This window comes from Pseudomonas sp. 5Vm1k (assembly GCF_056161485.1).
The window spans coordinates 132,066-156,011 of record NZ_JBSPCZ010000007.1 but is presented as its reverse complement, the minus strand read 5'-3'; the positions used below and the strand labels follow the sequence as shown (position 1 = coordinate 156,011).

The window sequence follows — 23,946 nt, the reverse complement described above, 5'->3', positions numbered from 1 at the left end:
ATGTCGATTTTACTTCTACGCTGCGTTTAGCGTGAATCGAGCCGGAAAACTGCGCTTGTCACTGGATATTCGAACCCAGGGCCTACCGCTTGTCCTCCAGTAAGCCCAAGACCGGATACCGGTCTCTGAAGACACATCAGTTACGTGTCTGTTCGCTACGACTTATTTGAGTTTTAATGGTGTGTTTCAACCCAATATCAGGTGCATCTATCGAAACGTCGGCACACTCACCTGGCGCATCCAGATCGAGGCGGAGATCGGTGATGGGGGCGCTTTGCGCCCAAGGAGAGTTTGTAGCGAAGGTCAGCAATGTCAGCCCATCGTTCGCTGAAAAGCGAATACTGTTGACTTCGCTGAATTCGGACTCTTTTGTGCGCCAGAACAATTGGATAGGCATTCTTTTTGTAGCGTTGAGGCAACGAGCGTTGATGACAATTTTTCTCGCACGATCAGGATCGATAGTTTCGGAAAGTTTAAAGATAATAAAAGGGTCAGGGCCGCTGACTTTGTAGGTGTTTTCATTACCTTGTTTGGTTAGGTCATTGGAGCCCGTCTGAATGCCTTTAGCGATACTTTCATACTGTGTGACGGTCTTCGAAATAGATAGTGATGGGGCTGGCTGCTGAAAGAATGTGCTCAAAATCTCGCGTTCAACGCCTGTAACCAATACATAATCTGGCTGGTATTCTTCAACCAGTTCGGTTATCTCTCGATGACTGGTATAGGCATAATGCAGTTGCAATGTTTCGCTGAAAGTAGCTGCCATATATGGCGCCATAGCATTTCCGAAGGAATCGCGTAGCCATAATACTTTCTTTTTGTTCAATGCCTTTTCCGATTTCACCAATAGTGGTCGTCGTGACGCCTCAATGGCTGAGTTTTTTCCTGAAACCAGGAGCTTTCCAGTTGCATACTCGTATTGCTCAACGGGAATCGGATTTTTGTGAATGAAATCGACGATGACTTCTTCATCGGTCACCGAATCACTTATCCTCTGGAATCTGGATAGGTCGCCGCCTGTTTTGGCGATGATGCTTGAAGGGACGCCGGCGGCCTGGTCCGGCCAGATCAAATCAGGATGTGTAATGGAAAGGTTTTTGGCGAGTTCTTCAAAGGCAATGCCAGCCCCTACATAGTTCCAGTGCGTGTCAGTTTTATAATATAGCGGAGTAGGATGACTGCTTTTGGCTTGGCGCAATGCTTCGGTGGGGTTAATGTAGTTTTCTATATTTGCATGATTAATCAGATAATCAGTAAGGGACAATGGTGAGTGTTTTGCCCAGGCCGGCAGATGTTCCGGGTAAAGTGTGTCTTTGTCAGGCCCGATAATGATTCGGTAAGCGCTCACACCATTATCTTTGTACCAAGCTGCCCAAGACTTTGTGGCGTCAGTGACTTGGTTGTTGATGATAATGCTGGCGGGGGTCACGCCGGTTCTTTTTGCGGTGATGGACTTGGCATACGCGTCCCCAAGATAAAACCAGCCATCCCGTCCTATTATTACTTGCTTGGGATCGATAGAGATACTGAATGTGTAAAATATACGGCCGAGAGTCGGCATAATAAAATCGGTGTTGTATAAATTGGCCCGTGACCACCAAGCTTGATTTGGTTGTGTTGTGCGGGTGCCATGGGATAGCAGATTAATTATCGGCACTAAGGTCAGTGATATAAATATCAAGACCAGGAACGCATAAATTTTATTTTTCATGTTATCGCCGATCAAAAATTGAAATATAGAAAAATAGAACTGGTCGTTAAAATTGCTGAGTAAATAGCTGCACTGAACAGTATCGACATATAGGCTATTTTTGACCAGCCGATACGTCCTTGTGTGGTCAGTTCAAAGGAGTTTTTCTGGCTGATAACTACGAAGCCGAAAGCGATCATGAGGTAGCAGATTATATTTACAGCAATCCCGGTTGGAAGAACCGCTAACAATTGATCCTCCAGTGTCCCTCCCCACGCCAGACTCGACGTCGGGACGTCGCTGATGGGCGTCTTCATTGATTTGAAGCTCACCATGCCGGTAAGTATTCTAAAGGCGTCGTCCAGTGAATGCGCTCTGAAGAATACCCAGGTTATATTCACGAAAATAAATGTGGTCAGCCATGCAAGTGCTTTTGGCAAACGCATACCGAATTGATTCCAGGCTCTGTGTACAACCAAGGCGCCACCATGCAATGCACCCCAGATAATAAACATCCAACTTGCCCCGTGCCACAATCCTCCTAGCACGAAGGTAATCATTAAGTTTATGTAAATCCGTAGTGAAGAGCAGCGGTTACCGCCAAGTGGTATATAGAGATAGTCGCGAAGGTAGCGGCTCAGCGTCATGTGCCAGCGGCGCCAGAAATCCTGAATGTCCAATGATTTGTAAGGTGAGTTGAAATTTATCGGAAGCCAAATGTTGAATAAAAGAGCGGCGCCGATGGCCATGTCACAATAACCACTAAAGTCAAAATATAGCTGAAAGGTATAGGAAAGACTGGTAGCCCAGGAACTGTAGAAGTCGTGTTGTGCGCCTGCCTGGAATCCGGCATCTGCCCAAATTGCAAAGGTGTCTGCGATCATGACTTTTTTGAATAGCCCAATACTGAAAATAAATAACCCCATCAAAATGTTGCGGTATCTGATGGCAAGCGTCCAGCGGGATTGGAACTGCGACATCATTTCCTTGTGATGTAATATAGGACCGGCAATGAGGTGCGGAAAAAACGTGACAAAGAGTGCGTAATTTATAAAGTCATACTCTTTGGCCTCTCCACGATAACTGTCCACCAAAAACGCAATTTGGGTGAAGGTGTAGAAGCTGATTCCGAGCGGGAGAACTACTTGTTGGAATCCAATGCCTAGGTTCGAAATGCTGTTGATGTTGTCGATAAAAAAGTTTACGTACTTAAAGTAGCCGAGCAACCCAAGATTGATTGCGATACTTATTGAAAGTATGGTTTTTCTAGAGAGTTTGAGTCTGATTCCCGTTGTGGCGGGTGACAGGGCGCCTCCAATTATGAAGTTGAAAAATATAGACCCGAGAAGCAAGGGCAAATAAGCAACGCTCCAATAACCGTAAAAAAACAAACTTGCAGCGACAAGCCAGCATTTACCCGCAGGCACCAGTCGCTTTTTGTTTAGAAGGAAGTAAATAAAAAAAACAATCGGTAAATAAAGTAATATAAAGGTGGGAGAGCTGAATACCATTTTCCGTCTCGTATCAAAATGTTCGGCTAAATAGTCGTACATTGTTTTTATGTTTTTTGGTCGGCGGGAAGGCCTTTAAAATGCGTCCACTCGTTGCGATATAAAGGTCATCTTTGATTGTCCGGTGATTTTCGGAAAGTATGCCCCTGACTGTTGGCATGGGCCTGAATCGGTTTGCGTAACGGTCACGATATTGTCTCCTTAGTATGGGGCTTGCAGGGCTAAAAGCGATTATTGGCATCGGAGTTGATAGCCGCTGGACTTTGATCCAGCGTGGAAAATAGCACAAGCATGCTTGTTTTTATATTGAATGGCCTCCAGGGCTTACAAAAAATCCCGTATTTTGGAGGCGGCAGCGACTCATCGCGGTGCGATCCGTCTGTGAACAAAATGCTCTTCGGCGAGCACTTCGTTTTGTGTGGAGCCCCAAAAAAAACCCACCAACTAAGGCGGGGTTTTTTGTCAGCGGTCTTGAGCTTCCTTGGCATCCATTTCCGCATTGCGTTCGGCGACGCGTTTACGTTGCTCTTCGGTCAGATCGACCTTGGTGGCGGTGTCGCGCAACATCATCAAACCGCCAACGATCGAGCCGATTGCAACGACCAGAATCAACCAGGCATACCAGGGCATAGGGCTCTCCTTGAAGGGCAGGCCGGTTGACGGCGTTCGCCAACCGATCGTGCATACCACTTTGAGCGATGGAAAATCGCAGTGGTTCCATTCTATGCCTGTTACGACTTGCACATACCCCTGTAGGAGCTGCCGAGGGGTGCGATCTTTTGATCTTGGCGTCATCACGACCGCTGAAGATCAAAAGATCGCAGCCTGCGGCAACTCCTACGCAGGTTGTGTTACCACCCTTGGAACGGGTGGCTCGGCATGTCAGAGCCCGGTCAACATCGCATCCGCCGGCGCATCGGCACGCAATTGCGCGGTGAGCATGAAGTAGACAAACCCTACCGCCATGAAGCCAAGGAAGATCACCCCGATCAAGGCGTTGAACCAGGCCATCGCCACCAGGCATACCACCGCAAGCACCAGCGCAATCATCGGCACCAGTGGATAGCACGGCGCACGGAAAGTGCGTTCCAGGTTTGGCTCGGTTTTACGCAGCTTGAACAGGCTGAGCATGCTCATGATGTACATCACAATCGCGCCGAACACCGCCATGGTGATCATCGCCGCGGTCAGGGTCATGCCGCCGAGGTTGATCAAGCCATCGCTATAGATAGCGGCGATGCCGATCAAGCCACCGGCAATGATCGCCCGATGCGGCGTCTGGAAGCGCGATAGCTTGGCCAGGGATTTAGGCAGGTAACCGGCGCGAGCCAGGGCGAAGAACTGCCGCGAGTAGCCGAGAATGATCCCGTGGAAACTAGCCACCAGACCAAACAGGCCGATCCACACCAGCATGTGCAACCAGCCGGAGCTTTCGCCGACCACAGTTTTCATTGCCTGTGGCAGTGGGTCGTTGATGTTCGACAGGGTGCGCCAGTCGCCGACGCCGCCGGCAAAGAACATCACACCCATGGCCAACAGCACCAACGTCAGGATGCCGCTGATGTAAGCCTTCGGAATCGTGCGTTTTGGGTCCTTGGCTTCTTCGGCGGCCATGGCGGCGCCTTCGATGGCGAGAAAAAACCAGATCGCGAATGGAATCGCCGCAAACATCCCGGCAATCGCCGGCGCGGCGAACACATCGGAACCGGCCCAGCCATTGAGGGCGAAGTTACTGAAGCTGAAGGCCGGGGCGACCACGCCCATGAACACCAGCAGTTCGGCCACGGCCAATACGCAGACGATCAACTCGAAGGTTGCAGCGAGTTTTACCCCGAGAATGTTCAGGCCCATGAACACGATGTACGCGCCGACCGCTGCGTGTTTCGGGTCGAGCGCTGGAAACTGCACATTCAGATAGGCGCCAATCGCCAAAGCGATGGCCGGCGGGGCGAAGACGAATTCGATCAGCGTCGCCAGCCCGGCGATCAATCCGCCTTTCTCGCCAAAGGCGCGGCGGCTGTAGGCAAAGGGACCACCGGCATGGGGAATCGCGGTGGTCAGCTCGGTGAAGCTGAAGATAAAGCAGGTGTACATGGTGGCGACCATAAAGGACGTCACTAGAAAGCCCAATGTTCCCGCGACGCCCCAGCCATAACTCCAGCCGAAGTACTCACCGGAAATCACCAGCCCGACCGCGATGCCCCACAGGTGCAGCGTGCCCAACGTGGGTTTGAGTTGTGTGTTCATGCGTTGCTCCCTGAACGGTTTGGAAAGCTCGGGGAAGGGCATGTGCAGCGGACGTGCCATTTTGTATTTGAGCGTCGTAAAGCGGTTAAAGCTGTCGTATCGGGGATGATCGCGGCGCGATGTGCCTTTTTTGTGCGCCAGTTGGGGGCGGTGGCGTCTGTTCTGCCGTCTTCGCGGGCAAGCCTCGCTCCTACAGGGGTCTGTGAACACCCCGAACCCGTAGGAGCGAGGCTTGCCCGCGAAGAGGCCCGCCCAGTCACCACAAGATCAAGCTGTAACGAAGTCATAAACCCACTCTTTACGCTTTCTTTATGCCCCGCCACACCCCTCGCTCTCGTTCCTTTACAGCCTCCCTGCGGACAATGACTGCACACACGGCAATACGCCGTAACACGGAGAACTTCCATGAGCGTTCTGGACGGGGTGTCACTGCTATTGGCAGTGGGGCTGTTCATTTATCTGTTAGTTGCGCTGTTGCGCGCGGACCGGAACTAGGAGCGGCTATGCACAGTTATGACTATTGGCTGATCCTGGCCTTCTTCGCCGTGGTGCTGATCCCGGCACCGTTTTTGGGGCGCTTCTACTACAAGGTGATGGAAGGGCAGCGCACCTGGCTGTCACCGATCCTCGGCCCGGTCGAGCGCGGTTGTTATCGGGTATCCGGCGTGGACCCACAGGAAGAACAGAGCTGGCAGAAGTACACCCTGGCCTTGCTCGCCTTCAACCTTGCAGGCTTTTTGCTGTTGTTCGCGATCCTGTTGTTCCAGGACCACTTGCCGCTCAACCCGCAAAACCTGCCGGGCCAGGAGTGGACGCTGGCGTTCAACACCGCCATCAGTTTCATGACCAACACCAACTGGCAGGCCTACAGCGGTGAAGCGTCCCTGAGCTACCTGAGTCAGATGGCCGGCCTCACCGTGCAGAACTTCGTCAGCGCCGCCACCGGCCTCGCCGTGCTGGTTGCCTTGTGCCGCGGTATTGGTCGCAAGTCCACCAAGACCTTGGGTAACTTCTGGGTCGACATGACCCGCGCCACCCTCTACGGCCTGCTGCCGCTGTGCCTGCTGCTGGCGCTGTACCTGGTCTGGCAGGGCGTGCCGCAAACCTTCGCGCAGTACGTGAATGCGGTGACCATGCAAGGTGTCGATCAAGTGATCCCGCTCGGCCCGGCGGCCAGCCAGATTGCGATCAAGCAACTGGGCACCAACGGTGGCGGCTTCTTCGGCGTCAACTCGGCGCATCCGTTCGAGAACCCGACTGCCTGGAGCAACCTGTTCGAAATGGGTTCGATCATCCTGATCCCGGTGGCCCTGGTGTTCACCTTCGGCCACTACGTGAAGGACCTGCGTCAGAGCCGCGCGATCATCGCCTGCATGTTGGCGCTGTTCCTGATTGGCGGCGCGACATCGTTGTGGGCCGAGTACCAACCGAACCCGACCCTGGCCAACGCTGCCGTCGAACAGACCGCGCCGCTGGAAGGCAAGGAAGCGCGTTTCGGTACGACTGCAACGGTGCTGTGGTCGGTGACCACCACCGCAGCGTCCAACGGTTCGGTCAACGGCATGCACGACAGCCTTAACCCGCTAAGCGGCATGGTCGCGCTGGTCAACATGATGGTCGGCGAAGTGATCTTCGGCGGCGTCGGTGCCGGGCTCTACGGCATGTTGCTCAACGTGTTGATCGCAGTGTTCCTCGCCGGCCTGATGATTGGCCGCACCCCGGAATACCTCGGCAAGAAACTGCAAGCCAAGGAAGTGCAATTGTTGGTGGTGACCTTGCTGGTAATGCCGGTTGGCGTGCTGGTGCTCGGCGCCATCGCGGCGAGTTTGCCCGGCCCGGCCGGAGCCATCAGTAACCCCGGGCCGCATGGTTTCAGCCAGTTGCTGTACGCCTACACCTCGGCCAGTGCCAACAACGGATCGGCGTTCGGCGGTATGAGTGCCAATACCCCGTTCCACAACCTGATGCTGGGGCTGGGCATGTTGATCGGTCGCTTCGGTTACATCCTCCCGGTTCTGGCTCTGGCTGGCAGCCTGGCGATGAAGAAAACCGCACCGATCGGCCAGAACAGCTTCCCGACCCATGGCCCGCTGTTCGTGACGTTGCTGACCGTGACCATTTTGCTCGTGGGTGGCCTGACCTTCTTGCCGACGTTGGCGCTGGGTCCGATTGCCGAACACTTGAGCATGGGCTTCTAAGGAGTCAATGAATGAATATGCCCGTAAGTAAGCCGGTGGTCGTCAAAGCCCCGGAACAACCGAAAACCGCGATCTCGGCCCTGTGGCGTCCGGCGCTGGTGCAAGCCTTCGTCAAGCTCGACCCACGGCAATTGCAGCGCGCGCCGGTAATGCTGGTGGTCGAACTGACCGCCGTGCTGACCACCGTGCTGTGCTTCATTCCCGACAGCGCCGTGCCGACCTTTGTCGCCGCGCAGATTGCGTTGTGGTTGTGGTTCACCGTGTTGTTCGCCAACTTCGCCGAAGCCCTGGCTGAAGGTCGCGGCAAGGCCCGCGCTGACAGCCTCAAGGCTGGCAGCGAAGGTTTGAGCGCCCGCCGTCGGACCTCCAACGGCACCTTCCAGGTGGTGCCCGCCACCAGCCTGCGCAAGGATGATGTGGTGCGCGTCGAAGCCGGGGAAATGATTCCCGGTGACGGCGAGGTGATTGAGGGCATCGCGGCAGTCAACGAAGCGGCGATTACCGGTGAATCCGCGCCGGTGATTCGTGAGTCCGGCGGCGACCGTTCGGCCGTCACCGGCAACACCCGCCTGGTCTCCGACTGGCTGCTGGTGCGCATCACTGCCAACCCGGGTGAGTCGACGCTCGATCGCATGATCGCCCTGGTCGAAGGCGCCAAACGCCAGAAAACCCCGAACGAAGTGGCGCTCGACATCCTGCTGATCGGCCTGACCCTGATCTTCCTGCTGGTGGTCGTCACCCTGCAACCGTTCGCCCACTTCGCCAACGGCAGCCTGCCGTTGGTGTTCCTGGTGGCGTTATTGGTCACGCTGATTCCGACCACGATTGGTGGTTTGTTGTCGGCCATCGGTATCGCCGGGATGGACCGTCTGGTGCGGCTGAACGTGATCGCCAAATCCGGGCGCGCCGTGGAAGCGGCGGGGGACGTGCACGTCCTGCTGCTGGACAAGACCGGCACCATCACCTTTGGTAACCGTCGTTGCACCGCCGTGTATGCGGCGCCAGGTGTTAATGCGAAGGAATTGGCTGAGGGTGCGTTGTTCGCGTCGCTGGCCGATGACACCGCTGAAGGCAAATCCATCGTTGAGTACCTGCGCGGTCTGCATCCGCAGCCAGAGCCAAGCCCTGAGCTGCTGACTGCCGTGCCATTCAGCGCCGAAACCCGCCTGTCCGGTGTCGACTATCAGGGTCGCGTGTATCGCAAAGGTGCGGTGGATTCGTTGTTGGCCTTCGTCGGCCTGAAACGTGCCGACCTGGCACCGTCCCTGTCCCGGGAAATCGACAAGATCGCCCAGAGCGGCGGCACCCCGTTGCTGGTGTGCGCCGACGGCAAATTGCTCGGTGCGATCCACCTCAAGGACGTGGTCAAGCCTGGCATTCGCGAGCGTTTCGCCGAGTTGCGCAAACTGGGGATTCGGACGGTCATGGTCACCGGCGACAACCCGCTGACTGCTGCGGCGATTGCTGCCGAAGCCGGCGTGGATGACGTGCTGGCCGAAGCCACGCCAGAGAAAAAACTGGCGCGCATTCGCCACGAGCAGAACGACGGTCGCCTGGTTGCCATGTGCGGCGACGGCGCCAACGATGCTCCGGCGCTGGCCCAGGCAGACGTCGGCATGGCGATGAACGACGGCACACAAGCGGCGCGGGAAGCGGCGAACATGGTCGACCTCGACAGCGATCCGACCAAGCTGTTGGACGTGGTGCAGATCGGCAAGGAATTGCTGGTGACTCGCGGCGCGCTGACGACCTTTTCCATCGCCAACGACGTGGCCAAATACTTCGCAATCCTGCCGGCGCTGTTCGCCTCGATCTACCCGCAACTCGGTGTGCTGAACGTCATGCACCTGAGCAGCCCGCAGAGCGCGATCCTCTCGGCGATCGTGTTCAACGCCTTGATCATCGTGGTGCTGATTCCGTTGGCCCTGCGCGGTGTTCGAGTGCAAGCGGCGAGTGCGGCGGCGTTGTTGCGACGCAATCTGTTGATCTACGGCTTGGGCGGGATTCTGGTGCCGTTCGTGGGCATCAAGGCGATCGACATGCTGTTGACGGCGTTGCATTTGGTTTGACGAGCTATCGGGTGGTGCGGGCTTTTGTGGCGAGGGGGCTTGTCGGATCGCCGCACCGCCCCGTTCGACTGCGAAACAGTCGCCAAACCGATGCATGCGGTATGCCTGAAGAAATGAGATTGCAGGTTATGGGGCTGCTTCGCAGCCCAACGGGGGCAAGCCCCCTCGCCACAGGATGGGGTTTGTTTCCAAGTCTGTGTCTGTATTCAATGAATTCGAGGATTTTGAAATGTCCACAATGATACGTCCGGCCCTGAGCCTGCTGGTGCTGATGACCCTGATCACCGGCGTCGCCTACCCCTTGGTGGTCACCGGCGTTGCGCAAGTCGCGTTCCCGGACCAGGCCAACGGTAGCCTGGTGCGCGACGCCGACGGTAAAGTCCGTGGCTCGTCGCTGATTGCCCAGGATTTCGTCGGTGACGCCTGGTTCCACCCACGGCCATCGGCCGGTGCATTTGCCACTGTATCGAGCAGTGCCAGTAACCTGTCGCCGAGCAACCCGGCGCTGGCCACGCGGGTGATCGACGATGCCAACAAATTGCTGGTGCCGGGGCAAGGTCCGGTGCCATTGGCACTGCTGACCACCTCCGGCAGCGGCCTCGATCCACACTTGCCACCGGCGGCGATTGCCTATCAACTGGCGCGTGTTGCGGCGGCGCGCAATTTGCCGGTGTCTACGCTTCAGCAACTGCTGAACGCCAACATCGAGCAGCCGCTGGTGGGGCCGCCGGTGGTCAATGTGCTGGCATTGAATATCGCGCTGGAAAAGCTATAGATCGGTGGTGGCGCCATTCGCGAGCAAGCCCGCTCCCACATGTTGAAATGCATTCCAATGTGGGAGCGGGCTTGCTCGCGAAGGCGGCCGAATAATCACCACCTCAATACCTGAAAAAAGAGAACTTCAAGCATGAGTGACTCCGGCCGCGCCGACGCATTGTTAGCAGACCTGCCCCGCGACGGCCGTGGCCGGCTCAAGGTGTTCCTCGGTGCCGCGCCCGGTGTCGGCAAGACCTACGCCATGCTGCAAGCCGCCCACACCCAACTGCGCCAGGGCGTAAAAGTCCTCGCCGGTGTGGTCGAAACCCACGGTCGCGCCGAAACCGAAGCGCTGCTCGGCGGCCTGCCGCAACTGCCGTTGGTGCGCTCTGAATACCGCGGCGTGATGCTTGAAGAAATGGACCTCGACGGCCTGCTCGCAGCCAAGCCGAAGCTGGTGCTGGTCGACGAACTGGCCCACAGCAACGCCCCCGGTAGTCGTCACGCCAAGCGTTGGCAAGACATCCAGGAACTGCTGGCCGCCGGCATCGACGTGTACACCACGGTCAACGTCCAGCACCTGGAAAGTCTCAACGATAAAGTGCGCGGCATCACCGGCGTGCAGGTGCGCGAAACCCTGCCGGACTGGGTGCTGCAAGAAGCCTACGAACTGCTGTTGATCGACCTGCCACCCCGGGAACTGCTGGAGCGTCTGCGCGATGGCAAGGTCTACGTGCCGGAGCAGGCGCGGGCGGCCATCGAGGCGTTCTTCACCCAGACCAACCTTACCGCCCTGCGGGAAATGGCGATGCAAACTGCCGCGGCCCAGGTCGATGATGATCTGGCCCAGGGGTATCGCCAGCTCGGTCAGGCGGCGCCGGCGGTGCGCGGTCGCTTGTTGGTCGGGATCGATGGCGATGCCCAGGCCGAGCGACTGGTGCGTCATGCCAGCCGTGTCGCCCAGCGTCGGCATTTGCCGTGGAGCCTGGTGCACGTGGACAACGGCAGCGTGCGTGACGAGCAATCTCGCCTGCACCTGCAAAGCGCCCAGCAACTGGCCGAACGCCTGGGTGGCGAAGTCGTGTTGCTGCGCGCCGGCGAGGTGGCGAAAACCCTGATCCAGCACGCTGCCGAACGCCGCGCCAGTCTGGTGCTGGTCGGGCAGTCCCGCCAGCGTTTGCGGCGGCGCTTGTTTGGTGGCGGTCTGGCGTCACGCTTGCTGCGCGATGCCCGAGGGTTGGAAATCAACGTCCTCGACAGCGATCACGAGGAGCACGCACCACGTCAGCGCTCGGCGCATTCATTGGTCTGGTTTGACTATGTGCTGGCCCTGGTGGCAACGATTTTGGCCAGTGCGTTGGCCTGGGCGGTGGCGAGTGTTTTGCCGCTGCCGAATATCTCCCTGGTGTTCCTCGCTGCCGTGTTGCTGGTCGCGGTACGCAGCAGTCTCGGCCCGGCGCTGGCCTGTGCGGCACTGTCGTTTCTGACCTACGACTTTCTGTTCATTCCGCCGAATTTTTCTTTCAGCATCCAGCGCGAAGAAGACGTGCTGACCTTGCTGTTTTTCCTGTTGATGGCAGCGCTCACGGGTAACCTCGCCGCGCGGCAACGCCGGCAGTTGCAGGCCTTGCGCGATACTCAGGAAGAAACCACCGAACTGCTCGACCTGTCGCGCAAACTCACCGCCGCCACCGACCGCCAGGCGGTGGTCAGCGCCGCCGCCCAGCACTTGAACGGCTGGAGCGATCTGCAATTGTGCCTGCTCAACCGCGACGGCCAGGGCGGCTGGAAAGTTGAGACCGGTGGCCCGCTGGAGTTCTCCGAAGCCGAGCGCGCCGCTGCCGATTGGGCCTGGCAACACGATCAACCGGCGGGCGCCGGCACCGGCACCTTGCCGTTTGGGCGTTGGTGGTGGTGGCCGTTGTCGGTCGAGGACGGACCGCTGGGGTTGCTTGGTGTATGCGCCAAAGAAGGCCAGACCTTGAGCGGCCAGCGTCGGCGCTTGTTGACCGCCCTGAGCCAGCCTTTGGCCCAGGCCCTGGCCCGTGCGCAATTGGCCGAAGACCTGGAAGCGGCGCGGCTGCATGGCGAAACCGAGCAATTGCGCAGCGCGCTGCTGGCCTCGGTGTCCCACGATTTGCGCACACCGCTGACGTCCATGCGCGGCAGCATCGACAGCCTGCTGGCCCTTGGCGAAGCGATCCCGCTGGAGGATCGCCGCGAGTTGCTCGAAGGCACTCGCGACGAAGCCGAACGCCTCGACCGCTATATTCAAAATCTGCTGGACATGACCCGCCTCGGTCACGGCGCGCTGAAACTGGCGCGGGACTGGGTGTCACCCGCCGACATCGTCGGCAGTTCGCTCAATCGCCTGCGCGCGGTGCTGGCGCCGTTGCAGGTCAGCACCGAAGTGCCGGCCGAGTTGCCGTTGCTCTATGTGCATGCGGCGCTGATCGAGCAGGCGTTGGTCAATGTAATCGAAAACGCCGCGCGGTTTTCCCCGGCTCACGGGCGCCTGCAAGTGCGCGCCGGGGCTGATGACAGCGAGCTGTTTTTTTCCGTCAGTGATGAAGGTCCGGGAATTCCCGAAGAAGAACGGTCGAAGATTTTCGATATGTTCTACACCGCCGCCCGCGGTGATCGGGGCGGGCAGGGTACCGGGCTGGGGTTGGCGATTTGTCAGGGCATGGTCGGCGCCCATGGCGGGCGGATCAGTGTCGCCGACGGTATCGAAGGCCGCGGCACCTGCATCACCTTGCACTTGCCATTGCAGGCGCAGCCGGCCCTTGAAAATTAAGCGCCGAAAGTGAAGCCTGATCGCGCTTGCGCTACTCTCTTGCCACTTCTTTGTGTTGATGTGAATTCATGAGCCAGACCGCGACCATTTTGGTCATCGACGACGAACCGCAGATCCGCAAATTCCTGCGCATCAGCCTCGCCTCCCAGGGCTACAAAGTGCTGGAAGCCGGCACCGGAAACGAAGGGTTGGCGCAAGCGGCGCTGAACAAACCCGACCTGCTGGTGCTCGACCTCGGCCTGCCGGACATGGACGGCCAGCAAGTGCTGCGCGAGTTTCGCGAATGGTCGACGGTGCCGGTGCTGGTGTTGTCGGTGCGGGCCAGCGAAGGGCAGAAGGTCGAAGCGCTGGACGGTGGCGCCAACGACTACGTGACCAAGCCGTTCGGCATTCAGGAATTCCTCGCCCGGGTGCGCGCCTTGTTGCGCCAGGCGCCGGCTGGTGAAGCCCAACAAGCGGCCCTGACGTTCGGCCCGCTGACCGTGGACCTGGCCTATCGCCGGGTACTGCTCGACGGCGCCGAAGTCGCGCTGACCCGCAAGGAGTACGCGGTGCTGGCGCAATTGGCGCGGCATCCGGGGCGGGTGATTACCCAGCAGCAATTGCTCAAGGATATCTGGGGGCCGACCCATACCGAGGACAGCCATTATCTGCGGATTGTGGTGGGGCATTTAAGACAAAAACTGGCGGACGATCCGACCCAGCCGCGGTTTATCGTGACCGAGGCGGGAGTGGGGTATCGGTTGTTGAGTGAGGGTGGCATTTAGGTTTTGTTGTGTCGGGTCGGGCGCCTTCGCGAGCAAGCCCGCTCCCACATTGGAATGCATATCCCTGTGGGAGCGGGCTTGCTCGCGAAGAGGCCCTCTCATTCACTCGAGAATCATGGGTTGTCAGTTCTGCTCATTCTCATACCGATCCATCGTATCCCGCGCAATCTCCCTTCCCAGCGCGATCAGCTCCGGCGCTTTGTAAAACTCGAAAAACCGGCACACCCGCTTCGGCACGTTGATCAGGACGTCCGGTGGATACCCGGCAATCTTGTACTGCGCCAATGAGGTCTGCATCACCTCGAAACTCTGGTTGATCAGGTCCAGCAAAGACGCGGGCCCGACGTTATCGATGATGAACGAACCTGTCGCGGATTTCGGTGCGCCTTCACCTTGCGGGGCCGCCGCCGGTTGCTGGGCTTCAGGTTCGGCGGATTCGATCCACGGATTGATCTCCGCCGCTTCGGCCTTCAGCGCTTCTTGCTCCAGTAACAGCAATTGTTCGGCCTGTTTACGCCGGAACGGCATCTTCGAACCGAGCGAGTTGATCAGGCTATTGAACCGTGACTTGAACGCCGCCGGACGCTGGATCACCGGCAGTTGGTAATGGCGCTGGTTGGTCGAGTTGAGGTTGACCGCGATGATCAGATCGCAATGGCTCGACACCACCGGCACGATCGGCAACGGGTTCAACAAACCGCCATCGACCAGCATGCGATTGCCCTGCATCACTGGCGTAAACAAACTGGGGATCGCCGCCGAGGCGCGAATGGCCTGGTGCAGGCAGCCGGCCTGGAACCAGATTTCCTGCTGGTTGGTCAGGTCGGTGGCCACCGCCGTGTAGGGAATGCGCAGGTCTTCGATATTGATCTCGCCGACGATCTTGCGGATCTGGCCGAAGACTTTTTCGCCGCGAATGGCGCCCAGGCGAAAACTGACGTCCACCAGACGCAACACGTCGAGGTAATCCAGGCTTTCGATCCAGTTGCGATACTCGTCGAGTTTGCCGGCGGCATAAATCCCGCCGACCACGGCGCCCATGGAACAACCGGCGATGCAGGCGATGTCGTAGCCACGCCGCTCGATCTCTTCAATGACACCGATATGGGCATAGCCCCGGGCTCCACCCGAGCCCAGCACCAGTGCGACACGCTTTTTCATGAATCGCCCTCGTTTGACAAGGTTCAACAATGCACCCATCGAGGGCTGTGCTTCAATCGGTAAGGTCGTTTGCCGAGGCGGGGGCGTCGTTTTTTCGACACTGCATGGCGACAGATGGGTATGCTCGCGAGCGCTATAGTTTGTACGGGCGGGGCAAGGCACTTTTTGCGTGCCGCACCGTCTTACCTGCGCGACTGTTTATCTATCTTTGAGGTGTTATCGATGAAAGCCTGGATCTGTGTGCCTTTGATTGCCCTGGCTCTGGCCGGTTGTGCTGGCAAAACTGCGTACCGCGACAGCTGTGGCACCCAGATCGATGCGGCCTGGCATGAGCTGGACCTGGCCAAGGCCGAAGGTTTCGCCGGCACCGTCAGTTACTCCAAGGCCCTGTCACTGCTGACCGGCGCCAAGACCCAGCAGCAATTCGAAGCCTACGAAGGCTGTACCAGCAAGGCCGAGAAGGCACGCTTCTATATTCGTGAGTCGCGTGCAGGTCGTTAAGCGCATGATGTAGCTCAATGCCTGCGGGGTTCGACGCAGGCAGGATGACATTGAGCGGGATAACGCAAACTCGATTCAGGGAGCAAGTGATGTCTGCCTTGGTTGACCGGTTGGTGGCTCAAGTCTTGAGCATTGAAGTCCGTTTGCTTGCCTGCCAGGCACGCTTGAGTGCCCGCACCGACCCGGAAGCACTGCACGATTTGCGCACCACGGTGCGGCGCTTGCGCAGTCTGTTGCGGCCGTTGCGTGGTTTGCCCGGGGTCGAACAACTGGAAAGCGCGGCGTCCGGGGTCGGTGAGCTGACCACGCCGCTGCGCGATCGCGAAGTGCTGGCGGCGTACTTGCTCCAGCACGGTCAACCCGAGGCGGCGCAGCGGCGCATGGCGCAAATGGACGTGGCTTATCCAACCGTTGCGACCAGCCCGCAAGTGATTCAACTGCTGATGATCCTCGACGCCTTCCCGCGTTTTCTACGGGCCTCCCAGCGTCAGGGGTTGCTCCAGGGCTTGCGCAAGCGCATCGAAAAGCGCCTGGCCAAGCAGTGGAAAAAACTGGATGAGGCTTTGCACGACCCGGCCCATGATCGCCATCGTTTGCGCTTGTTGATCAAGCGTGTGCGCTATGGCATCGAGGCTTATCCCGAACTGGATCGCCTGCCGAAAGCGGCGATGCCACGGCTCAAATCGGCCCAGGCCGCATTGGGCGATTGGCACGACTGCTGGCAGTGGCTGCTTCGGGCCGAACAGGAAGCGGATTTGCAGTCCTGTGTCGCGGTCTGGAAAACCACCATGGCCAAGGCTGAAGGTCGCGCCGACCGCGTGCTCGACAAACTCAGCGCTACCTGCTTCAAATCCTGAGAACACCACAAACTCAAATGTGGGAGCGGGCTTGCTCGCGAATGCGGTGTGTCAGTCACCACCTGTATTGACTGACGCACCGCATTCGCGAGCAAGCCCGCTCCCACAAGGGATCATGTTGGATTTGGAATTGCGTCCTATCTGTCAGTCTCTTTGTCCGGAATAAGCGCTGTATCCCCTCCGCAGGCTAGTTAAGATCCCTTCATCCTTTTCCCGCATTCTTGAGGTTCCCATGCGCTTTTCCGATCTGCTCGATGCTGTCCGCAGCCAACCGCAGGAGCTGTCCATTCCCGCTGAGTGGGGTCAGGGCCGAGCCAGTTTTGGTGGTCTGGTCGCCGCGTTGCAGTACGAAGTCATGCGCGCGAAAGTCCCGGCGGATCGTCCGGTACGTTCGCTGGCGATCACCTTTGTCGGCCCGGTCGAGCCTGATGCTCCGGTCAGTTTTGAAGTTGATGTGTTGCGTGAAGGCAAAGCCGTCAGCCAGGTGCTGGGCCGGGTGATGCAGAAAGGTCAGGTGGTGACGTTGGTCCAGGGCAGCTTCGGCGCCTCGCGACCATCCGAAGTGGCCGTGGCGGCCGAGCCTGCACCGCAGATGAAACACTGGGACGACTGCCAGGAACTGCCTTACATCAAAGGCGTGACCCCGGAATTCATGAAGCATCTGGCGATGCGCTGGAGCGTCGGTGGGTTGCCGTTCACCGGCAACAAATCCCGGGACATGGGCGGTTGGGTGCGTTTGCGCGGTGATGTGAAAGAAGAGGCGCTGAGCGAGGCGTATATCCTGGCGCTAGTCGACGCCTGGCCGCCGGCCTTGTTGCCGCACCTGAACAAACCGGCGGCGGGCAGCACGCTGACCTGGACCATCGAATTCGTCCAGCCGCTGCTGGCGCTAAGCACGTTGGATTGGTGCAAGTATCTGGTAGACATCGAACTCGCCCGTGACGGCTACGGCCACGCGGCGGCGAAGCTGTGGAGCGCTGACGGTCAGTTGATCGCCATGAGCCGGCAGACCGTGACGATCTTCGCCTGACTCAGCGCCGGTGGCGCTGACGCCAGGCGCGCCACCAGCCGCCGCTGAGGAAAAACCGTGGGAAGGTCAGGAACTGCTCGACCAGCAAGCGTGACATCGCGTCTTTGCGATCCGTGAACGGCTCGGAGGCTTGCGCCTCCAGGCTGTGACCGTGGCGCTGCAAGCCCAATGCAGCGATGACGCCGATAACGCCGATCACGACATTCAGCAAGCTCAGGCTGAACACCCCGGACACAATCAGCAGGAACCCGATGATGAACAGCGGTACGGCGATCAGGTGTATCGCCAGGTTGGTGGGGTGCTGGTGATTGTGCGGGTACGACTTCCATTGCCAGGCCGGAAGGTTGGGGTGACGTTTGCCCATGATGAAACTCCTCAAATCCATGTTGAACACATGCTTGAAGAATAGGCGCGGCACTGGAGGGCGGCGAATCAAGGTTGGCTATCGGAGTGATAGGGGTAATGGTCAATATTGATGTTGACGGGGCGGACGCCTTCGCGGGCAAGCCTCGCTCCTACAGGGGATCGCGGTCTACTGTAGGAGCGAGGCTTGCCCGCGAAGAGGCCCTCAGAGTTTCAACTGCCCAATAGCCTTGCTCAACTCCCCAGCCAACGTCGCCAACTCATTACTGGTGTTCGCCGAATCCACGGTCTGTTGCACGGTGTTCTCAGTCACATCACGAATGCTCACCACCGAGCGATTCATCTCCTCTGCCACATGACTCTGCTGCTCGGCAGCCACGGCGATTTGCGTGTTGCTTTCGCGCATCTGCGCCACGGCACTGGTGATTTGTGCCAGTGCCGCCCCGGCTTCCTGAGCCTGCTGCACGCAGTCGTCAGCCTTGAATGAGCTCTCCTGCATGAAATCCACGGCATCCCGGGTTCCGGCCTGCAACGCCGACACCATCAGGGTGATTTCGTCGGTGGAGGTTTGCACACGCTTGGCCAGGTTGCGCACTTCATCGGCCACCACCGCAAAACCACGGCCCATTTCACCGGCCCGCGCGGCCTCAATGGCGGCGTTGAGCGCCAGCAGATTGGTTTGCTCGGCGATGCTGTGAATCACACTGACCACGCCGTTGATCTTCTGACTGTCCTCGGCTAAGCGCTGGATCATCTCGGCGGTTTGTTGCACGCCGCTGGACAACCCGGCAATCGACTTTTGCACCCGACTGACCACTTCCTGACCACTGCCGGCCAGGGTGTCAGCGCTTTGCGACAGGTCGCGGGTGGCGCCGGCATGTTGGGCGATGTGGTAGACCGTGGCGGTCATTTCATTGATCGCCGTAGCGGCCTGATCGGTTTCGCTTTGCTGGCCGAGCATGCCGTGGCGCACGTCGTTCATGCTCGCCGCCAATCGCGCAGCACCGACGTCCAGTTGCCGGGCGGTATTGGCAACTGTATTGACCACCCGCTGATAACCGGCCTGCATGGCATTGAACGCATTGGCCATCTGCCCGACTTCATCTTTGCAGGCCAGGGGCACGCGGGCCGACAGGTCGCCAGTTTTTTCGACGTGCAGCATCACGTCTTTCAAGGTGTTGAGCTGGCTGAGCAAGAAGCGGATCAGTAGCTGCGAAGCACCGAGCATCGCCAGCATCAGGATTGCCACTGCCATTGCATAGTTGAAGAAACGTTCACCGAACACCTGACTCAGGCTCGGGCCGTAAGCGATCACCGCGACTTGCTGGCCGTCGGCGCGACTGAACACCTCGGCGCCCATCAATGGGTTGTCGCCGAACAGCGGCATGGCATTGATCTCGACCCAACCGTTGTTGGTGTCCGTCAGTTCCAGTACCGGTTGTTCGTTCAGCCGTGGTGCCTGGCCGTGGCTGAAGGTCAGCACGTTGTCAGCCTTGGGCAGCGGCTGCCCGGCGGGCCAGGCGTTGAGCAACCGCGCCTGGGCTTGGGCCGACGCCTGGGACGCGTGGCTACGGGCCTGCTGTTCGAGTTGTACGGCGTACAGCACCAACAACAGGGTGGTGACGAAGGCGACCGCGTTGACCGCCCAGAATTTGTATTTCAGCGAGATGTTGCTAAGCCAGGCACCCATAGGAAGGTCTTCTCTGATAGCGGAAACAGCATTGGCAAGGTGCCAGCATTGTGCCGCTATGCAGGGAATCGGATTTGACGCAGGTCAATGACTACCACACAGATATTGTGGAGCAGCACTAATCCCCTGTGGGAGCGGGCTTGCTCGCGAATGCGGAGTGTCAGGCACCAAATGCATTGACTGACACTCCGCTTTCGCGAGCAAGCCCGCTCCCACAAGGGGGAATAGTGGTTACTGGGGGACTGTGGGCAGGTTGAAGAATGCCCGCGCACAAGCCGTCGTATGCGCCGCCAAGTCCTCTTCGCTCTCTTCACGATGCAACGCCACTTCACGCAGCACTTCAGTCAAATACGCTGGCTCGTTACGCCCGTTCTTCGGCTTCGGTCGCAGGCTGCGGGGCAGCAGGTACGGCGCATCGCTCTCCAGCATCAGGCGGCCGCGCTTGATCTCTTTCACCAACGGATGCAGGTGCGTGCCCCGACGTTCGTCGCAGATCCAACCGGTGATGCCGATGTGCAAATCCAGGTCGAGGTAGCTGAACAGCGCCTTCTTTTCACCGGTGAAGCAATGCACCACGGCGGCGGGCAGCTGATCGCGGTAGTCACGCAGGATTTCCAGCAAGCGCTGGCTGGCATCGCGTTCATGCAGGAACACCGGCAATTGCAGCTCGACCGCCATGGCCAGGTGCTGTTCGAGGACCTTTTCCTGCTGCGGGCGCGGCGAGAAGTCGCGGTTGAAATCCAGCCCGCATTCGCCCACGGCGACCATATTCGTCTCCTTGAGCAAACTGCGCAGGCGCTGTTCGCTGTCGGCGTTCCAATCGCTGGCGCAGTGGGGGTGAATGCCGGCGGTGGCGAACAGCCGTTGCGCGCTTTCATCCAGTTGCCGACACAGCTCCAAAGCCTGTTCGCTGCCGTCGACGCTGGTCCCGGTGAGCACCAATTGGCAGACCCCGGCAGCGTAGGCGCGATCGAGTACAGCCTGGTGTTTATCGTCGAAACTGGGGTTGGTCAGGTTGACGCCGATATCGATGAGTTGCATGGTGCTACCTCGGACCAAAGGCCGGAAAGCATATCAGAGCTGTAGATTTATAAGAAAAGCCAAGAACTACAACGAGTTAAAGCTGTCTCTTGATGCCGCGAGACAGGTCGGGTTGGTGAAACTGCCATCACTGTGCCAGTCTTTCGCACTTTGCCAGCGCTCAAGGCGCTCTGTTTCTGTCGTTCGATGTCATGAATTTTCGTGAGGTCGGCCAGTATTCTTTCCGGAGAGTGGATGACACGTCCCTCGGTTTTGCTACTGCTGTGTTGTTCGTTGCTGCTGCCGATGCCGGCGGTTGCGCGTCTGGCCGGACCGCTGCAAGCCGTGCCGGCCACCAAGGTTCGCGACCTGGCAGAAATCCGCAGTAGCCGGGTGCTGAAGGTCTTGGTCAACCAGAGCCGCAACAGCTCCGGTGAAGTCCAGGGCCAGGCCATCGGTGTCGAATACCATCGCCTGCGCGCCTTCGAGCAATACCTCAATGGCCACGCGCGCGACGGTCAGGAAATCACTCTCAAGATCATCCCCAAAGCCAAGGATCAACTGCTCGGCGCGTTGCAGCGCGGGGAGGGTGACTTGGTGGCACCGGGGGAATTGCTTGACCCGCAATCGGGCCACGCGGTCAGTACCAGTGAACCGATTGCCAGCAACGTGCCGCTGATTCTGGTGGGCATCAAGGGTGAACGCCGTTACACGAAACTCGAACAACTCTCCGGTAAAACCCTGGCATTGCCCACGGGCAGCGCGGCCGGGGATGCGGTCAGTCAGATCAACCAAAAACTCGCCCTGCACAAACTGGCGCCGGTGAAGGTCGAGTGGGTCGACCCCAGCCTGGCGGTCGAGGACGTGCTGGAAATGGTCCAGGGTGGCATTTTCCACCTGACCATCGTCGAGCAACCGATTGCCGAGCGCTGGGGCAAGATTTTGCCCAAGTTGCGCTTCGATCGGCAGTTGCTGATCAGCGAGCCCGGTGAGGAATACTGGTTCGTGCGCCGTGATGCCTCGATGCTGCGCGCGAGCATTGACCGCTTCCTGACCACCTACAAAAAACCGTCGGATGAGGACGTGGCGTTCCTGCGCATCTACCGACGGCTGTATCAAGTGCACTATCCGTTGGCCAAGGCTGATCGACAGCGCCTGGAAAAACTCCGGCCGGTGCTGCAGAAACATGCGGATGCCCAAGGCATGGACTGGCTGAACCTGGCGGCGCTGGCGTTCAAGGAATCAGCGTTGCAACCCGAGGCCCGCGGTGGCGGCGGCCCGACGGGCCTGATGCAGATCACCCCGTCCGCGGCCCAGCGCGTCGGGGTCAACAATATTCAAAACCTCGACGCCAATGTGCAAGCCGGGGCCAAGTACCTGGCGATGATTCGCCGCAAATTCTTCTCCAGCCCCAAACTCAACGAGCGCGAGCGCATGGCGTTCGTGCTGGCGGCCTACAACATGGGGCCGGAACGGGTCCAGGGCATGCGGGCCGAGGCCCGGCGACGGGGCCTGAATCCGAATCAGTGGTTCTTTCAGGTCGAGCGCATCGCCATGGAGCAAGTGGGGATGAGCGCCGTCAGCTATGTTAATAGCGTGAACAAGTATTACTTGGCGTTCGATCGGGAGCGGGAGTCGTTGGAGCCTCAGGGACAAAAAGTCGCCTTACGGAAATGATCGACTAAACTGATTGTTATAGCGGAATATTTGCGCTTTTATCATTCGATTTAGCGATTAATATGGCGGCCAACCAACACACATAATCAATGGATGACACAGCATGAGCACACTGATCAATAAGGTACTGTTTACCCGCGCTGGCTACGGCCTGACTGTTCTGCGGATCTTTGTCGGCATCATCTTCGCTGCCCACGGCTCGCAGAAACTGTTCGGCCTGTTCGGCGGCTACGGGATTGCCGGTACCGCGCAGTACATGGAAAGCCTGGGCCTGGCACCGGGTCACCTGATGGCGATCCTGGCCGGTGGCACCGAGTTCTTCGCCGGCCTGGCCTTGATCATCGGCCTGCTGGTGCGTCCCGCGGCGCTGGGGCTGATCTTCCTGTCGCTGGTTGCCATCTTCACGGTGCATATCAGCAACGGTCTGTTCATGGCCAACAACGGTTATGAGTTCGCCCTGGCCTTGCTCGGTGGCAGCGTCGCGGTGCTGATCGAAGGTGCCGGCAAGCTTTCGGCGGACCGCGCCATCGCTGGCTGACCGCTCTGGCTCAACGAAAAGGCCCGCATTGTGCGGGCCTTTTTTGTTGCGCGTCATTCTTGACACTGTCCGGTCAGGTTCTCTAGGATGCTGCTCATGCGCCGATTTAAACAGCTACTTGCGGGGCGCCAGGTGACTCATTCAGTTGCCGATAGAAGCTTGAATCAGGCTTCGAAATACCGCTAAAGCGCTGGTTCGGTGTTGCCTCTCACCTGCCATGCAGACTTTTGAGGCAGAGACACGACCCAATGAATGCACTAAGCCCTGTTGTACGTCCCGCGCCGATCACGGCACACCTCACCCAGCGCAATCCAAAAATCCTGCTTGGCGGTAAACATCAGCCGACGCTGTTGCGTTATCTCGATGGCTGGCCACGTCGCACCGGCGGTCCCGCCGCGTTCCTGATCCAGTTCGTCGAAGACGGCGAGTCCCTGGCCCGTTTTGCAAACGACAGTTTTGATCTGGCGGTGATTCAGTCGCCCAATCTTGAAGACGCACCTGAAGTGATCAAACAGCTGACTCGCGTTGCGCGACAGGGATTGATTACCCGGCGCTGAGGCTCAGGGATACTCGATCGCCACGATGTACACGCACTGCTCACCGGTCGGTGTCTGGACCCGAACTTCAGCGTCCAGCGCCTTGCCAATCAGTGCCCGCGCCAAAGGCGAATCGATGCTGATCAATCCCAGTTTCAGATCCAGTTCATCCGGGCCGACGATGCGATAGCGCGACTCTTTGCCTTCTTCATCTTCAATGGTGACCCACGCACCAAAGTAAACCTTGTTCGGATCGCTGGGCTTTTCGCTGACGACTTTCAGGGCTTCCAGGCGCTTGGTGAGAAAACGTACGCGGCTGTCGATCTCGCGGAGCATTTTTTTGCCGTAGGTGTACTCGGCGTTTTCCGAGCGATCACCCTGGGCCGCCGCCTCGCTGACCGATTGCGTCACCTGTGGTCGGCGCACATGCCAGAGTTCGTGAAACTCGGCACGCATCCGCGCTTCACCTTCAGGGGTGATCAGCGCGGTGCCAGCGGTGCGGGGAGGGCGATAACGGCTCATGGCGACTTCTTGTGTT

At 58.7% G+C, this 23,946-nt stretch carries 21 protein-coding genes; 12 read left to right on the top strand and 9 right to left on the bottom strand.

What is annotated here, in order from left to right:
* Positions 1-136: 136 nt before the first annotated feature.
* The 4 genes from ACWIKB_RS16010 to eat all read right to left on the bottom strand — a co-directional run bounded on the left by ACWIKB_RS16010 (position 137) and on the right by eat (position 5,448).
* On the bottom strand, positions 137-1,711 hold the full coding sequence (locus tag ACWIKB_RS16010) for an alginate O-acetyltransferase AlgX-related protein (RefSeq protein ID WP_475268051.1): 1,575 nt from the start codon (positions 1,709-1,711) through the stop codon (positions 137-139).
* 11 nt (positions 1,712-1,722) lie between these two features.
* Positions 1,723-3,201, bottom strand: a complete 1,479-nt coding sequence (locus ACWIKB_RS16005) for an MBOAT family O-acyltransferase (protein ID WP_475268049.1) — start codon at positions 3,199-3,201, stop codon at positions 1,723-1,725.
* 462 nt (positions 3,202-3,663) lie between these two features.
* Positions 3,664-3,831, bottom strand: coding sequence for a DUF2897 family protein (locus ACWIKB_RS16000; protein WP_081744012.1), 168 nt, complete (start codon positions 3,829-3,831; stop codon positions 3,664-3,666).
* A gap of 252 nt (positions 3,832-4,083) precedes the next feature.
* Positions 4,084-5,448 carry an ethanolamine permease gene (gene eat / locus ACWIKB_RS15995; RefSeq protein WP_475268047.1) on the bottom strand — a complete coding sequence of 455 codons (1,365 nt, stop codon included), beginning with the start codon at positions 5,446-5,448 and terminating at the stop codon, positions 4,084-4,086.
* A 405-nt stretch (positions 5,449-5,853) separates the two neighbouring features.
* Between eat and kdpF the strand changes: the two genes are divergently transcribed.
* The 6 genes from kdpF to ACWIKB_RS15965 all read left to right on the top strand — a co-directional run bounded on the left by kdpF (position 5,854) and on the right by ACWIKB_RS15965 (position 14,035).
* Entirely contained in the window at positions 5,854-5,943 is a 90-nt protein-coding gene (gene kdpF / locus ACWIKB_RS15990) for a K(+)-transporting ATPase subunit F (protein ID WP_007899818.1), read from the top strand.
* Positions 5,944-5,951: 8 nt separating this feature from the next.
* Positions 5,952-7,646, top strand: coding sequence for a potassium-transporting ATPase subunit KdpA (kdpA, locus tag ACWIKB_RS15985; RefSeq protein ID WP_475268045.1), 1,695 nt, complete (start codon positions 5,952-5,954; stop codon positions 7,644-7,646).
* An 11-nt stretch (positions 7,647-7,657) separates the two neighbouring features.
* Positions 7,658-9,715, top strand: a complete 2,058-nt coding sequence (gene kdpB / locus ACWIKB_RS15980) for a potassium-transporting ATPase subunit KdpB (RefSeq protein WP_475268043.1) — start codon at positions 7,658-7,660, stop codon at positions 9,713-9,715.
* A gap of 229 nt (positions 9,716-9,944) precedes the next feature.
* Positions 9,945-10,490 carry a potassium-transporting ATPase subunit KdpC gene (gene kdpC, locus ACWIKB_RS15975; RefSeq protein ID WP_475268042.1) on the top strand — a complete coding sequence of 182 codons (546 nt, stop codon included), beginning with the start codon at positions 9,945-9,947 and terminating at the stop codon, positions 10,488-10,490.
* A 132-nt stretch (positions 10,491-10,622) separates the two neighbouring features.
* Positions 10,623-13,268 (top strand): DUF4118 domain-containing protein, encoded by a 2,646-nt coding sequence (locus ACWIKB_RS15970; protein WP_475268041.1) that lies wholly within the window; start codon positions 10,623-10,625, stop codon positions 13,266-13,268.
* A 68-nt stretch (positions 13,269-13,336) separates the two neighbouring features.
* Positions 13,337-14,035, top strand: coding sequence for a response regulator (locus ACWIKB_RS15965; protein WP_054051971.1), 699 nt, complete (start codon positions 13,337-13,339; stop codon positions 14,033-14,035).
* Between the two features lie 123 nt (positions 14,036-14,158).
* On the opposite strand, the gene ACWIKB_RS15960 is transcribed toward ACWIKB_RS15965, so the two are convergent.
* Positions 14,159-15,196, bottom strand: a complete 1,038-nt coding sequence (locus tag ACWIKB_RS15960; protein ID WP_475268038.1) for a patatin-like phospholipase family protein — start codon at positions 15,194-15,196, stop codon at positions 14,159-14,161.
* Positions 15,197-15,418: 222 nt separating this feature from the next.
* On the opposite strand from ACWIKB_RS15960, the gene ACWIKB_RS15955 reads away from it, so the two are divergent.
* From ACWIKB_RS15955 to ACWIKB_RS15945, 3 genes are all read left to right on the top strand, one after another.
* The gene (locus ACWIKB_RS15955) at positions 15,419-15,697 is read left to right on the top strand and encodes a hypothetical protein (protein ID WP_054051974.1); all 279 of its coding nucleotides are present in this window, start codon (positions 15,419-15,421) and stop codon (positions 15,695-15,697) included.
* An 89-nt stretch (positions 15,698-15,786) separates the two neighbouring features.
* On the top strand, positions 15,787-16,554 hold the full coding sequence (locus ACWIKB_RS15950; RefSeq protein ID WP_475268036.1) for a CHAD domain-containing protein: 768 nt from the start codon (positions 15,787-15,789) through the stop codon (positions 16,552-16,554).
* 232 nt (positions 16,555-16,786) lie between these two features.
* Complete coding sequence (locus ACWIKB_RS15945) at positions 16,787-17,584, top strand: acyl-CoA thioesterase (protein WP_475268033.1); 798 nt, start codon at positions 16,787-16,789, stop codon at positions 17,582-17,584.
* Position 17,585: 1 nt separating this feature from the next.
* On the opposite strand, the gene ACWIKB_RS15940 is transcribed toward ACWIKB_RS15945, so the two are convergent.
* The 3 genes from ACWIKB_RS15940 to ACWIKB_RS15930 form a co-directional block, all read right to left on the bottom strand.
* A complete protein-coding gene (locus tag ACWIKB_RS15940) occupies positions 17,586-17,948 on the bottom strand; it encodes a terminase (RefSeq protein WP_475268031.1) in 363 nt (120 codons plus the stop codon).
* Between the two features lie 204 nt (positions 17,949-18,152).
* Positions 18,153-19,637, bottom strand: coding sequence for a methyl-accepting chemotaxis protein (locus ACWIKB_RS15935; protein ID WP_475268029.1), 1,485 nt, complete (start codon positions 19,635-19,637; stop codon positions 18,153-18,155).
* 231 nt (positions 19,638-19,868) lie between these two features.
* A complete protein-coding gene (locus ACWIKB_RS15930; RefSeq protein WP_475268027.1) occupies positions 19,869-20,678 on the bottom strand; it encodes a TatD family hydrolase in 810 nt (269 codons plus the stop codon).
* Between the two features lie 234 nt (positions 20,679-20,912).
* Here ACWIKB_RS15930 and ACWIKB_RS15925 point away from each other — a divergent pair, with 234 nt between their 5' ends.
* The 3 genes from ACWIKB_RS15925 (at position 20,913) to ACWIKB_RS15915 (ending at position 23,429) form a co-directional block, all read left to right on the top strand.
* On the top strand, positions 20,913-22,334 hold the full coding sequence (locus ACWIKB_RS15925; protein ID WP_475268025.1) for an MltF family protein: 1,422 nt from the start codon (positions 20,913-20,915) through the stop codon (positions 22,332-22,334).
* A gap of 103 nt (positions 22,335-22,437) precedes the next feature.
* A complete protein-coding gene (locus tag ACWIKB_RS15920; protein WP_475268023.1) occupies positions 22,438-22,872 on the top strand; it encodes a DoxX family protein in 435 nt (144 codons plus the stop codon).
* Positions 22,873-23,120: 248 nt separating this feature from the next.
* Entirely contained in the window at positions 23,121-23,429 is a 309-nt protein-coding gene (locus tag ACWIKB_RS15915) for a class I SAM-dependent methyltransferase (protein WP_149660107.1), read from the top strand.
* 3 nt (positions 23,430-23,432) lie between these two features.
* On the opposite strand, the gene greB is transcribed toward ACWIKB_RS15915, so the two are convergent.
* Positions 23,433-23,930: a transcription elongation factor GreB gene (greB, locus tag ACWIKB_RS15910; protein WP_054051991.1), complete on the bottom strand. Its 498-nt coding sequence runs from the start codon at positions 23,928-23,930 to the stop codon at positions 23,433-23,435.
* Positions 23,931-23,946 lie beyond the last annotated feature (16 nt).

What these genes read in the sequence shown, in the direction of transcription:
- ACWIKB_RS16010 (WP_475268051.1), bottom strand. Translation starts at nt 1,711, where the DNA reads ATGAAAAATAAAATTTATGCGTTCCTGGTCTTGATATTTATATCACTG.
- ACWIKB_RS16005 (WP_475268049.1), bottom strand. Translation starts at nt 3,201, where the DNA reads ATGGTATTCAGCTCTCCCACCTTTATATTACTTTATTTACCGATTGTT.
- ACWIKB_RS16000 (WP_081744012.1), bottom strand. Translation starts at nt 3,831, where the DNA reads ATGCCCTGGTATGCCTGGTTGATTCTGGTCGTTGCAATCGGCTCGATC.
- eat (WP_475268047.1), bottom strand. Translation starts at nt 5,448, where the DNA reads ATGAACACACAACTCAAACCCACGTTGGGCACGCTGCACCTGTGGGGC.
- kdpF (WP_007899818.1), top strand. Translation starts at nt 5,854, where the DNA reads ATGAGCGTTCTGGACGGGGTGTCACTGCTATTGGCAGTGGGGCTGTTC.
- kdpA (WP_475268045.1), top strand. Translation starts at nt 5,952, where the DNA reads ATGCACAGTTATGACTATTGGCTGATCCTGGCCTTCTTCGCCGTGGTG.
- kdpB (WP_475268043.1), top strand. Translation starts at nt 7,658, where the DNA reads ATGAATATGCCCGTAAGTAAGCCGGTGGTCGTCAAAGCCCCGGAACAA.
- kdpC (WP_475268042.1), top strand. Translation starts at nt 9,945, where the DNA reads ATGTCCACAATGATACGTCCGGCCCTGAGCCTGCTGGTGCTGATGACC.
- ACWIKB_RS15970 (WP_475268041.1), top strand. Translation starts at nt 10,623, where the DNA reads ATGAGTGACTCCGGCCGCGCCGACGCATTGTTAGCAGACCTGCCCCGC.
- ACWIKB_RS15965 (WP_054051971.1), top strand. Translation starts at nt 13,337, where the DNA reads ATGAGCCAGACCGCGACCATTTTGGTCATCGACGACGAACCGCAGATC.
- ACWIKB_RS15960 (WP_475268038.1), bottom strand. Translation starts at nt 15,196, where the DNA reads ATGAAAAAGCGTGTCGCACTGGTGCTGGGCTCGGGTGGAGCCCGGGGC.
- ACWIKB_RS15955 (WP_054051974.1), top strand. Translation starts at nt 15,419, where the DNA reads ATGAAAGCCTGGATCTGTGTGCCTTTGATTGCCCTGGCTCTGGCCGGT.
- ACWIKB_RS15950 (WP_475268036.1), top strand. Translation starts at nt 15,787, where the DNA reads ATGTCTGCCTTGGTTGACCGGTTGGTGGCTCAAGTCTTGAGCATTGAA.
- ACWIKB_RS15945 (WP_475268033.1), top strand. Translation starts at nt 16,787, where the DNA reads ATGCGCTTTTCCGATCTGCTCGATGCTGTCCGCAGCCAACCGCAGGAG.
- ACWIKB_RS15940 (WP_475268031.1), bottom strand. Translation starts at nt 17,948, where the DNA reads ATGGGCAAACGTCACCCCAACCTTCCGGCCTGGCAATGGAAGTCGTAC.
- ACWIKB_RS15935 (WP_475268029.1), bottom strand. Translation starts at nt 19,637, where the DNA reads ATGGGTGCCTGGCTTAGCAACATCTCGCTGAAATACAAATTCTGGGCG.
- ACWIKB_RS15930 (WP_475268027.1), bottom strand. Translation starts at nt 20,678, where the DNA reads ATGCAACTCATCGATATCGGCGTCAACCTGACCAACCCCAGTTTCGAC.
- ACWIKB_RS15925 (WP_475268025.1), top strand. Translation starts at nt 20,913, where the DNA reads ATGACACGTCCCTCGGTTTTGCTACTGCTGTGTTGTTCGTTGCTGCTG.
- ACWIKB_RS15920 (WP_475268023.1), top strand. Translation starts at nt 22,438, where the DNA reads ATGAGCACACTGATCAATAAGGTACTGTTTACCCGCGCTGGCTACGGC.
- ACWIKB_RS15915 (WP_149660107.1), top strand. Translation starts at nt 23,121, where the DNA reads ATGAATGCACTAAGCCCTGTTGTACGTCCCGCGCCGATCACGGCACAC.
- greB (WP_054051991.1), bottom strand. Translation starts at nt 23,930, where the DNA reads ATGAGCCGTTATCGCCCTCCCCGCACCGCTGGCACCGCGCTGATCACC.